This window comes from Yersinia sp. LJYL362 (assembly GCF_048323875.1).
On record NZ_JBLWEX010000108.1, the window covers coordinates 1 to 10,658 of the forward strand.

The window sequence follows — 10,658 nt, forward strand, 5'->3', positions numbered from 1 at the left end:
TGGTGTTCTGCCAATACCCTGAAGGTGTGCGCTTTGGCGATGAAGAAGACGAAGTGGCTCGCTTGGTGATTGGTATTGCTGCCCGTAACAATGAGCACATTCATGTCATTACCAGCCTGACCAACGCACTGGACGATGACTCTGTCATTGAGCGCTTAAGCAAAACGACCAGCGTACAAGAAGTGTTGGACTTATTGGGCGGTAAAAAGTAACCGCGAGTCAATGAAGTATGACGAGCAGAGGGCCGTTGGGAGAAAACGGCCCTATACAGCAAAAGGTAAAAAACATGAAAGCATTACATTTTGGCGCAGGTAATATTGGCCGGGGCTTCATTGGCAAACTGCTTGCTGATGCCGGCGCACAACTCACTTTCGCAGATGTGAATCAACCGCTATTGGATGAGCTGAATAAGCGTAAGAGTTATCAAGTTAATGTAGTGGGTGAGCAAGCGCGGGTTGAAGAAGTGAAGAATGTCAGCGCCGTCAACAGTGGTAGCCCGGAAGTGGTGGAGCTGATTGCACAAGCGGATATTGTCACCACCGCGGTTGGCCCACAAATTCTGGCCCGCATCGCAGGCACCGTGGCACAAGGTTTGGTTACCCGCCATCAACAAGGTAATACCCGCCCACTGAATATTATTGCTTGTGAGAATATGGTGCGTGGCACCAGCCAGCTGAAACAGCATGTTTTTGCCGCCTTGCCAGAAAGTGAACAGGCATGGGTTGAGCAACATGTTGGGTTTGTTGATTCTGCGGTAGACCGCATCGTGCCGCCATCAGAAGCAGGTAGTACCGATATTCTGGCCGTGACAGTAGAAACATTCAGCGAGTGGATTGTTGATGGCACCCAGTTTAAAGGGCAGCCACCGCAAATCGCCGGTATGGAACTGACTGACAATCTGATGGCCTTTGTGGAGCGTAAACTCTTCACTTTGAACACCGGGCATGCCATTACCGCCTATTTGGGCCAGCTTGCCGGTCACCAAACCATTCGTGATGCCATTCTTGACTCCGCAGTACGCCAGACAGTGAAAGGTGCGATGGAAGAGAGCGGCGCGGTGCTGATTAAGCGCTATGCGTTTGATCCGCAGAAACATGCGGCTTATATCGATAAAATTCTCTCCCGCTTTGAAAACCCTTATCTGCACGATGATGTTGAGCGTGTTGGCCGTCAGCCACTGCGTAAACTGAGCGCGGGTGACCGTTTGATCAAACCGCTGTTGGGGACGTTGGAATATCAGTTGCCACATAATAACCTGGTGACCGGCATTGCGGCTGCAATGAGCTACCGCAGTGAGCAAGACCCGCAAGCACAAGAACTGGTTGAATTACTGGCTAAGTTAGGGCCGAAAGCCACTCTTGCTCAAATTTCCGGACTGCCAGCTGATAGCGAGGTTGTGGAACAGGCGGTGAGTGTGTATAACGCCATGCAGGACAAGCTGACGCACTGATGCTCAGTGCTCAGATAAGCCGGTTGTTGTATTGGCCGGCTATCCAAACCCGTTGGACGGATACTCATTAACCACCCCAGTGACCAGCGATGATTGAAAAAACACAGGCATTTGAGAATCGGGTACTGGAACATCTGAACGCGGGGAAGACCGTTCGGAGTTTCTTGATGGCTGCTGTCGAATTATTGGCAGAAGCGTTAAACATTCTTGTGGTGCAGGTTTTTCGTAAAGATGACTATGCGGTGAAATATGCCGTGGAGCCATTGCTGGTCGGGGATGGGCCGTTAGGTGAGTTATCCGTACGATTGAAGTTGGTTTATGCTTTGGGCGTTATCACCCGGCATGAATATGAAGATGCTGAGTTATTAATGGCGCTGCGTGAAGAGCTAAACCATGATGGCACCGAGTATCGCTTTACCGATGACGAAATCCTCGGGCCATTTGGTGAACTGCATTGTGTTGCTGAGCTGCCACCAGTACCAACATTCTTACGCCCAGATGAAGCCGATGCTTCGCTGATTGCCATGCAACGCCAGCGTTATCAGCAAATGGTGCGCTCCACCATGGTGCTGTCGATTACTGAATTACTCTCCCGTATCAGTCAAAAACAAGTTTCAAAACTCTCACCGCTTGGCCATGTTTAATGACTCAAGACACTGAGCCATTCCTCAGCTAACAACCACAGGGCTGTTATTGCCATCAAGCCGCCCATCACGCCATTAAATAGCCGCAACTTCCAATTGACGCGCAACGCATGACGCAATTGATCCCCCATCACCGCCCAAACCGCCACGCAAGGTAGATTCAACAAAGCAAAACCACCGACAATCAGCAAAGTATGACTCAGTGTTGCGCCTTCCCGTGGGGTGAATAAGATGGCGACATTCATTGCCATCAGCCAGGCTTTTGGATTAATCGCTTGAAATAATGCCCCCTGAATGAACCCCATGGGCCGCTCACTATCCCGAGCACTGGGGCTGCCGGAATTATAAATCTTCCAGGATAGCCACAGTAAATAGCCACCGCCTAATGTCACCAATGGCAGACGAACAACCCCTACCCAACTGAGGATAAATGCCAATAGCGTGGTCATTAATGCGCATTGCAGTGCGCAACCAAAGGTAATCCCCAACATCATCGGGAACGTTCGGCGCAAACCAAAATTAACGCCAGAGGCGGCCAACAGCAGGTTATTCGGGCCTGGGGTTATCGACATTACAGTGACGTAACTGATGAAAGCACTGTCCAACATGGGGGGAGCTCCTCTCCCTTCGTACTTGAAGCCGCAGGGGTGTTAGCTACGTTCACGCACCCGAATCACTTACCTGAGTAAGCTCATCGGGGTTTGCTCGCTTGCCGCCTACCTGCAACTCCAATTACTTTGGGTATTATATTATTGATATTACCAAGAGATTCAGCATATACATCAATCCGTGATGGCGTCAGAAGCAGAAGTTATCTATTGTTATGGGTACAGTTTGCATGACGCTAAACTGTACCCATTGATCCTGTGGAGAACTGTCACCATGTCCCTTGTTATGAACGAAATTCGCTACTTACAAGTGGCTGACAATCTGGCGCAAGCCATTAAAAATGGCAGTCTCCTGGCTGGTAGCCGACTGCCCTCGGTGCGGGGCTACGCGCAGAGCCATCAGGTCAGTATCAATACGGTAGTGGCTGCGTATCGCACGTTGGAAGACCGCGGCCTGATTGAAGCGCGCCCGCAGTCGGGTTTTTATGTCTGTAGCCCGTCAACCGCAGTGGTGCCAACGGCCACGGTCGGGAAACCGGTGGACGAAGTGCTGGATTTGATTGATACCGTTTTTGCCGCCCAGCAAAATCCGCGCTTTACCAATATTTCACTGGCCTGCCCGCAGACAGGTGATTTCTATCCCAGCGCCAAGTTGGGTCGTATCATGGCTTCCTTATTACGCCGCGAGCCGCAATTAATCAGTCAATATTCTTTGCCTCCCGGTAGCCAGCGGCTGCGACAACAAATCGCTCGCCGCGCCATGACACTGGGGATGTTGGCTGATCCGGCGGATATCACCATTACGCATGGGTGCATGGAGGCGCTGCAATTGGCGCTGCGGGTGACCACCAAACCGGGGGATTGTGTCGGGCTGGAATCACCGACCTATTTCTATCTGATGCCATTACTGGCAAGCCTCGGGTTGAAAGCCGTGGAGATTCCAACCGATCCACAGCAAGGACTCTCATTGGATGTACTGGAGCTGTTGCTTGAAGAAGAGCGACTGAATGCACTGATTGCGATGCCGACGGTGCAGAATCCCTTAGGTTATACCATGCCGCTCACCGCTAAAAAACGATTAGCACAGCTGATGAACGATCATCAAGTACCATTAATTGAAGATGGTTTGTATGCTGAAATTCAATTTGGTTCGACGTTATCTCCGGCAGTTAAAGCCTTTGATCGTGATGGCTGGGTGCTGTTTTGCTCCAGTTTTACCAAAACACTGGCACCGGATTTCCGTATCGGCTGGATTGATGGGGGCCGCTTCGCAGAAGCATTACACAAGCTAAAAGCGGTGTCGTCGATGGCGGAGCCGATGCTATTGTCGGAGACTCTGGCACTGTTTCTTGAATCTGGCGGCTATGATCACCATTTACGTAGCTTGCGCCGCCGTTATGCGCAGCAAGTACAGCAAGCCCAACAACTGATAACCCGCAACTTCCCGCGCGGCACGACGGTGACACAGCCAGCGGGCGGGTTTGTATTCTGGGTCGAATTCCCTGATAGCGTCGATACCGTCGCGCTGTTTCATCAATTGTTGCAAGAGCAGATTTGCCTGACGCCGGGGACGCTTTATTCACCCAGTGGCCGTTATCGCCATGCATTTCGCCTATCCTGCTGTTATCCATTTAATAGCCGTTATACCGGGGCGTTGGAGCGATTGGGGGCGGTTGCATGTGAAATGAGTGGTTTACCGGCCGGAATGCAGTGGCAGCCGGTTCAGGAGGCTGCTGCCGAAAGAGATGCATCCTGATACACTATCCATCTTGATGCACAATCAGTGCTATCCTATCTCCAACTTTAGCGAAATATCGTGCCCATAGAGGCATGTACGGGCCAATACTATGAAAGAACATGCAGAAATTAAACGTCTAAGCGATATGCTGGATGCGCTGAACCATAAAGATCCTGTTGTTATTCAGCAGGGTAATATGGAGTTAATCGCGCAGCACATGAAAGAAAAAGAGAAACTGGCGGCTGAAATCCAGCGCTTGAAAGAAGTCAGGGTTAAAAACCTGAGTGCTGAAGCCCAGAAGCTGGCTAAACTGCCCTTCAGCCGTGCCATCACCAAAAAAGAACAGGCTGATATGGGCACCTTGAAGAAAGCAGTGCGCGGTATTGTGGTGGTACACCCAATGACAGCATTAGGCCGCGAGATGGGCTTGAAAGAAGTGACGGGTTACGCCAAAAAAGCATTCTGATTGCGACTTTCAAAATAACCGGGTGTGTGGCATGGCCGCCACCTGGTTTGTTTTCTAGCTTTGACGCTACTCTTGACATATGCTTGGCATATGCTAGTGTTTTCAATGACACGAGCATCAGGAGTAAAAATATGAGAACGGTATCTATTTTCAAAAATGGGCAGAATCGAGCAATTCGTTTGCCAAAAGATATGGATTTTGATGGCGTGACCGAGCTGGAAATACTCAGAGACGGTGATAGTATTATTTTACGACCCATACGCCCGACATGGGTATCATTCATGGATGAAGATAAGGCAGATGATGATTTTCTTGCCGAAAGACAGGATGTTATCGAAGAAGGACGCTTCGAGTTATGATCAAAAAATTATATATGCTTGATACGAATATTTGTTCTTTTATTATGCGGGAACGACCAGCAGAATTAATTATAAAATTACAACAGTGTATTGAGTATCAGAATAAAATAGTTGTTTCAGCAATTACATACTCAGAAATGCGATTTGGTGCTATAGGTAAGAAAGCTTCTCCAAAGCATAATTATTTAGTTGATGAATTTGTAAAAAGGTTAGATGCTATTTTGCCGTGGGATGCCGCAGCTGTTGATGCCACGACTAATATTAAAGTTGAGCTGGCAAAGCAGGGGACACCAATTGGCGGAAATGATGCCGCAATAGCCGGGCATGCAGTTTCTGCTGGAGCAATATTAGTAACTAATAATATTAGAGAGTTTGAACGAGTTAAAAAACTACGAATTGAAGATTGGACTCAATAGCCACTATTTCTAATACAAACAGCTTAATACTATGGAGTCATATATTCAGATCGTTAATTTCAATAGCCTATTTAATTAATTCTCTTTAGAAAGATCTTTAAGATAATTTGCCATCCTTGGCAATAGCGTATTTTTATCGTTTGATATTTAATCTATCAAGAGTCGCGCAACCGCCGATTAAAGTCTTCTATCTTTCCCTGCGAAATGCGGGTCAGCATGGTTTTGCTCCAACTGGCGGATAATCCAGATACTGACAACAAGCGGCGATACTGTTCTTCGTCAAATGGCATATGCCAGGCAATAGCAATGGCCTCCGATACACTGATATCACTGGTGCGCGCTAATAGCTCCAGTGGATGACCGTCGCTGACTTTGCCGGGTAAAATCACACGATACAACCAACCGCAGTAGCCGGTTTGCTGCATCAACACCGACATATCTTCGATAGCAAAATGGAAGTTGAGTTTGTAGCAAGGTGAGCGCGGTTGTGTCACCTGAATGAGTGCTTCACCCCAGCGATAGATATCCCCCATATAGACATTTTGTTCAGTCATGCCGAGGGTTGATATATTCTCGCCGTAAGCCGGAGCGGAAAAAATCTCAGCTTGTTCAGGGAATTGCTGTGACCAGTGAGCATAATGCTCGCGCGGGTAGTGGCATAATGCCCGATCCGGGCCGCCGTGGAAGCGAGTTTCGGCTTGTTCATCCCCTTCCAAACCGAGAGATGTGAGCATAATGCCACCCTGCACCTGACGTTTGCCAATGGCACTTGGGGAACTGCCGTTGTAAGGCTCGATTTTACCGATATAAACCTGTGGAAATTTCATCTGCTCTCCTTGCCTGCGTTCAGAAGGGAGACTCAGAATACCCTGCCTGACGGCAGGGCTCCATGGTTTAACGCAGAATCAGAAGGTTTCCCAGTTATCCTGCTGTTGGGTGCGGTTAGTCTCTGGTGCTGGGCGTGGTGGGGTTGCCCGTGGAGTGGTAGTTTTGCTTTGAACAGATTCAGTTTCTGCTTCGGACAGGCGGAACACGGCAACAGCTTGTGCCAGTAAGATAGCTTGTTCTGCCAATGAATCAGCGGCAGCGGCAGACTCTTCCACCAATGCGGCGTTCTGTTGAGTGGTGCTGTCCATTTCCGAGATAGCCTGGCTGACCTGGGTGATGCCCCGGCTTTGCTCATCGGAGGCCGAGGCAATTTCCGCCATGATATCGCGCACATGGGTCACTGAGCGGACAATATCTTCCATCGTTTGACCCGCATTTTGTACCAATGATGTACCGGCATTGACTTGAGACACCGACTCTCCAATCAATCCTTCAATTTCTTTTGCTGCCTGTGCACTGCGTTGTGCCAAATTACGCACTTCGCTCGCGACCACAGCAAAACCACGGCCTTGCTCACCGGCGCGCGCTGCTTCAACTGCGGCATTCAGCGCCAGAATATTAGTCTGGAAAGCAATACTGTTAATCACCGAGGTGATTTCAGAAATGCGTTTAGAACTGCCAGAAATATCGTTCATGGTGCGCACCACATCGTTAACCAGCTTGCCGCCTTGTTGCGCGGTTTGTGATGCTTCCGTCGCTAGCTGATTAGCATGGTGGGCATTATCAGCATTCTGTTTAACCGTGGCATTCAATTGCTCCATACTGGCAGCTGTTTCTTCTACCGCGGCAGCTTGTTGCTCTGTTCGGGATGATAAATCAGTATTGCCAGCGGCAATCTCGCCGGAGGCATGAGACACCTGACTGACGCCAATGCGAATTTCGTCAATCATGGCGCGTAGATTTTCATTCATCCGGGCGACGGCATTCATCAGCAGGCCCAGTTCATCAGTACGATTGGAGGTGGTTGCTGCGGTTAAATCACCGGTGGCAATGCGCTCAGCCATCGCCAACGTGGTGCGCAGTGGCACAGTAATCTGGCGAGTCATGCGCCATGAAATCAGTAAACCCAATATCAGGGCTGCAATAGCTGCTATAGCTAGCTGTAATTGCGCATTATTGATTTCATCATGAGTGCCTTGCAGTTCTTGAGTGAACAAATGAGTGGCCAACTTATTTAATTCATTGGCATTCTCTTCCATCACTTTACCCACTTCCAGCTCTTGCTGATATGCTGGCAAATAGGCTAATACGTTGTCTTTATAGGCACTGAGACTGGAAATGACTGGAGCTAATAGTTTTTGCTGATCGGCTGATAGCACTGGCATAAAAGCATTCGCCGCGCTGTTGGCAATATTGATTGAGGTAATCAATGAAGACTCTGCATCCTGGTTGCGATCCAGTAATAAACCTCGCGCGTTATAGCGCACGGTCATTAACTTTTGGTTCATTTCCGCCAGCAGAATCTGGGTGTTGGTATCGGCACCTTCATTGAGCAAACTTTGCTGTAACTCATTGAGGTTCTTTTGAGTTTCCGAGATATTCCAACTTTTGCGCACATCGTCCTTGTGGGCTACAGCATTCACAAAATTGCTTTGTTGTTGCAGATATTCGTCTACCACATCGGCAATGTTACTGATCGTTTTGCGGTTGTTTTCCGACCAACCAAGCGCTTCACTTTGAGTCAGTAAGTCTTTTATCTTATTGATATGCTCTGAGTTTTCTTTAATGTATTTCAAGTCATAGGTGCGTTCATATAACGCACGGTTATATTTTGCCTGATTAGCCTCATTATTAATTTTGTAGCTCAAATCGACTTTATAAGCATGTTCTTCAATGACGGAGAAATGATATGCGGTGGTACCAGCGATGACCCCAACCAATAACAACATCAGGAAAAAGCTTAACCCCAGCTTTTTACCGACTTTCACGTTTTCAAAGTGACTAAAAACTTTGCTAAATCCTGCCATGTTCTGCTCCGTTATGCGGTGTTTTTGCTGCAAATCAATCAGCGTAGGTGAGTTTGGGGAGGTCTAATTATTAGAGGATTTCGGGGAACTGGCGGTATGTGGGATAGCCTTGGCAAGAGTGCTTTTCCCAAACGTAATGACTTCTACATTCATAGATTTCTTCCATGAATACCAGTGACCTTCTTGTACATTCTATCGGCAGGAATTGGCTAAACTTTAACAATAAAAATGCCAGCAAGAGGGCCTTGCTGGCATATATCTTTCGAACTTGAAGCTATGGGGTATAGCTGCTCTCGTTACTTAGCTTGAGCGAAACGCGCGGCAGCTTCGTCCCAGTTAACCACGTTCCAGAATGCTTTGATGTAGTCTGGGCGGCGGTTTTGGAATTTCAGGTAGTAAGCGTGTTCCCACACATCCAGGCCGACAATCGGGAAGCCTGAAGCGCCAGAAACGGCTTCGCCCATCAGCGGGCTATCTTGGTTAGCCGTCGAGACAACAGCCAGTTTGCCGTCGTCTTTCAGTACCAGCCAAGCCCAACCTGAACCGAAACGCGTTGCCGCAGCTTGTTCAAATTTTTCTTTGAAGCTGTCAACACTGCCGAAGTCGCGTTCGATAGCGGCTTTCAGGTCACCGGTCAGAGTGGTGCCCAGTTTCAGGCCTTTCCAGAACAGGCTGTGGTTAGCGTGACCGCCGGCGTTATTACGCATAAAGGTGCGTTTTTCAGCGGGAACTTTGTCCAGATCTTTGATCAGATCTTCAACACTGAATTTAGCCAGCTCAGGGAAGCTCTCCAACACCGTGTTTGCATTGTTAACATAGGTTTGGTGGTGTTTGGTGTGATGGATTTCCATCGTCTGCTTATCGAAGTGTGGTTCCAGGGCGTCATAAGCATAAGGCAGGGATGGCAGTGAGTAACTCATAATCATCGTCTCCGTAGGTGTAGGGCGGCGCAAAAAAAGTAAGCACCGCGTAAGCATTCGGATCATTATAGTTAATTAAATGATATTGAAAATGATTATCAATGCCGTACTTATTGTGTGGTCTTTCTATTCTTGAATCCGCTGCGCATGGGTATACACCGTTGCCCGGCCGGGTTTACTGAAACCAACCAAGGTGAGATGACAACGCTCGGCGACTTCAACTGCTAAGGTTGTTGCAGCTGAAACAGCAAATAAAATCTCGGCCCCGCACATGGCGGCTTTCTGTACCATCTCATAGCTGGCGCGGCTGGAAACCAGCACCGCGCCTTGCTGCCACGGCTGTTTGGCTCGGACCCCGAGCAGTTTATCCAGTGCCACATGGCGGCCTACATCTTCACAGCCACCTAATAATTCGCCTTGAGGATTAATCCAGGCGGCGGCATGGGTGCAGCCGGTCAGTTGGCCCACGGTTTGTACCTGTTTGAGTTGTGCAAGTGCATGGTCTAAATGATTAAAATCAAAAGATTGCGTGAACGGCAAGGGCGCAATTGGGCGGAAAATATCGTCCAGTTGCTCAATACCACAGACACCGCACCCAGTGCGGCCAGCCATCGCCCGTCGGCGTTCTTTTAAACCGGCAAAACGGCGGCTGGATAACTCAATGTTAACTTCTATGCCATTACAGCCAGGATTAACATCAATGGCATAGATTTCTTGTGGCGCGGTAATAATGCCTTCTGACAACGAAAACCCCAGCGCGAAAGCCTCTAAATCCTTGGGGGTGGCCATCATCACCACATGAGAAATGCCGTTGTACACCAGTGCTACCGGTACTTCCTCTGCCAACCAATCCAACTGCGGCTCGGCCATTTGATGGCGCTGTAGCACGTTAAGTTGTCGGGCGCCGCAAATTCCGGTTGAAAGGTCAATATCTGAAGGTTTGATCTGGCTCACTATGCGGCCCTGAAAGTTATAACCCATAATCACAATGTGGTAACATTCACATTAAGAATGGTATGGGTATAATTCCATTTATATAGGAATGTATCCCACACCGATAAAGGTGATATCGCACCAGCGATTTTAGCGCTTCTGGTTTTGTTGAGGGAAGCGCGAACTGAATTTTAAATTCATCCAATGTGACAATGAATGAAGGAGAGACCCATGCAGGTCAGCAGAAGGCAGTTCTTTAAGATCTGCGC

12 protein-coding genes are annotated in these 10,658 nt (G+C 48.7%); 7 read left to right on the forward strand and 5 right to left on the reverse strand.

The window, feature by feature from the left end; translation table 11 throughout:
• The 3 genes from ACNSO8_RS04745 to ACNSO8_RS04755 all read left to right on the forward strand — a co-directional run.
• Positions 1-212: PTS sugar transporter subunit IIA (locus ACNSO8_RS04745; RefSeq protein WP_418393979.1), on the forward strand; the 212-nt coding region annotated here is incomplete at its 5' end.
• A 74-nt stretch (positions 213-286) separates the two neighbouring features.
• The gene (locus ACNSO8_RS04750; protein ID WP_418393980.1) at positions 287-1,450 is read left to right on the forward strand and encodes a mannitol-1-phosphate 5-dehydrogenase; all 1,164 of its coding nucleotides are present in this window, start codon (positions 287-289) and stop codon (positions 1,448-1,450) included.
• 89 nt (positions 1,451-1,539) lie between these two features.
• The gene (locus ACNSO8_RS04755; protein WP_005161972.1) at positions 1,540-2,094 is read left to right on the forward strand and encodes an MltR family transcriptional regulator; all 555 of its coding nucleotides are present in this window, start codon (positions 1,540-1,542) and stop codon (positions 2,092-2,094) included.
• On the opposite strand, the gene ACNSO8_RS04760 is transcribed toward ACNSO8_RS04755, so the two are convergent.
• Positions 2,091-2,702, reverse strand: coding sequence for a LysE family translocator (locus ACNSO8_RS04760; protein ID WP_418393981.1), 612 nt, complete (start codon positions 2,700-2,702; stop codon positions 2,091-2,093). The two genes, ACNSO8_RS04755 and ACNSO8_RS04760, sit on opposite strands and share 4 nt — an antisense overlap.
• 274 nt (positions 2,703-2,976) lie before the next feature.
• On the opposite strand from ACNSO8_RS04760, the gene ACNSO8_RS04765 reads away from it, so the two are divergent.
• The 4 genes from ACNSO8_RS04765 (at position 2,977) to ACNSO8_RS04780 (ending at position 5,681) form a co-directional block, all read left to right on the forward strand.
• A complete protein-coding gene (locus tag ACNSO8_RS04765) occupies positions 2,977-4,458 on the forward strand; it encodes a PLP-dependent aminotransferase family protein (RefSeq protein WP_418393982.1) in 1,482 nt (493 codons plus the stop codon).
• A gap of 91 nt (positions 4,459-4,549) precedes the next feature.
• Positions 4,550-4,906 (forward strand): YibL family ribosome-associated protein, encoded by a 357-nt coding sequence (locus ACNSO8_RS04770; RefSeq protein ID WP_418393983.1) that lies wholly within the window; start codon positions 4,550-4,552, stop codon positions 4,904-4,906.
• Positions 4,907-5,037: 131 nt separating this feature from the next.
• Positions 5,038-5,265 (forward strand): type II toxin-antitoxin system VapB family antitoxin, encoded by a 228-nt coding sequence (gene vapB / locus ACNSO8_RS04775; protein ID WP_005161959.1) that lies wholly within the window; start codon positions 5,038-5,040, stop codon positions 5,263-5,265.
• Entirely contained in the window at positions 5,262-5,681 is a 420-nt protein-coding gene (locus tag ACNSO8_RS04780; RefSeq protein ID WP_411917729.1) for a type II toxin-antitoxin system VapC family toxin, read from the forward strand. Before vapB ends, ACNSO8_RS04780 begins: the two co-directional genes overlap by 4 nt.
• A gap of 155 nt (positions 5,682-5,836) precedes the next feature.
• On the opposite strand, the gene yiiM is transcribed toward ACNSO8_RS04780, so the two are convergent.
• The 4 genes from yiiM to fdhD form a co-directional block, all read right to left on the reverse strand.
• Complete coding sequence (yiiM, locus tag ACNSO8_RS04785; protein WP_418393984.1) at positions 5,837-6,508, reverse strand: 6-hydroxyaminopurine reductase; 672 nt, start codon at positions 6,506-6,508, stop codon at positions 5,837-5,839.
• A 78-nt stretch (positions 6,509-6,586) separates the two neighbouring features.
• Complete coding sequence (locus tag ACNSO8_RS04790) at positions 6,587-8,536, reverse strand: methyl-accepting chemotaxis protein (RefSeq protein ID WP_418393985.1); 1,950 nt, start codon at positions 8,534-8,536, stop codon at positions 6,587-6,589.
• Between the two features lie 296 nt (positions 8,537-8,832).
• Entirely contained in the window at positions 8,833-9,456 is a 624-nt protein-coding gene (sodA, locus tag ACNSO8_RS04795) for a superoxide dismutase [Mn] (protein ID WP_013650637.1), read from the reverse strand.
• Between the two features lie 126 nt (positions 9,457-9,582).
• A complete protein-coding gene (fdhD, locus tag ACNSO8_RS04800) occupies positions 9,583-10,437 on the reverse strand; it encodes a formate dehydrogenase accessory sulfurtransferase FdhD (protein WP_418393986.1) in 855 nt (284 codons plus the stop codon).
• Between the last annotated feature and the right edge of the window lie 221 nt (positions 10,438-10,658).

Excerpts from the sequence above, each read along its gene's own strand:
- yiiM (WP_418393984.1), bottom strand. The coding sequence starts at position 6,508 with ATGAAATTTCCACAGGTTTATATCGGTAAAATCGAGCCTTACAACGGC.
- ACNSO8_RS04755 (WP_005161972.1), top strand. The coding sequence starts at position 1,540 with ATGATTGAAAAAACACAGGCATTTGAGAATCGGGTACTGGAACATCTG.
- sodA (WP_013650637.1), bottom strand. The coding sequence starts at position 9,456 with ATGAGTTACTCACTGCCATCCCTGCCTTATGCTTATGACGCCCTGGAA.
- ACNSO8_RS04770 (WP_418393983.1), top strand. The coding sequence starts at position 4,550 with ATGAAAGAACATGCAGAAATTAAACGTCTAAGCGATATGCTGGATGCG.
- ACNSO8_RS04760 (WP_418393981.1), bottom strand. The coding sequence starts at position 2,702 with ATGTTGGACAGTGCTTTCATCAGTTACGTCACTGTAATGTCGATAACC.
- fdhD (WP_418393986.1), bottom strand. The coding sequence starts at position 10,437 with ATGGGTTATAACTTTCAGGGCCGCATAGTGAGCCAGATCAAACCTTCA.
- vapB (WP_005161959.1), top strand. The coding sequence starts at position 5,038 with ATGAGAACGGTATCTATTTTCAAAAATGGGCAGAATCGAGCAATTCGT.
- ACNSO8_RS04765 (WP_418393982.1), top strand. The coding sequence starts at position 2,977 with ATGTCCCTTGTTATGAACGAAATTCGCTACTTACAAGTGGCTGACAAT.
- ACNSO8_RS04790 (WP_418393985.1), bottom strand. The coding sequence starts at position 8,536 with ATGGCAGGATTTAGCAAAGTTTTTAGTCACTTTGAAAACGTGAAAGTC.
- ACNSO8_RS04780 (WP_411917729.1), top strand. The coding sequence starts at position 5,262 with ATGATCAAAAAATTATATATGCTTGATACGAATATTTGTTCTTTTATT.
- ACNSO8_RS04750 (WP_418393980.1), top strand. The coding sequence starts at position 287 with ATGAAAGCATTACATTTTGGCGCAGGTAATATTGGCCGGGGCTTCATT.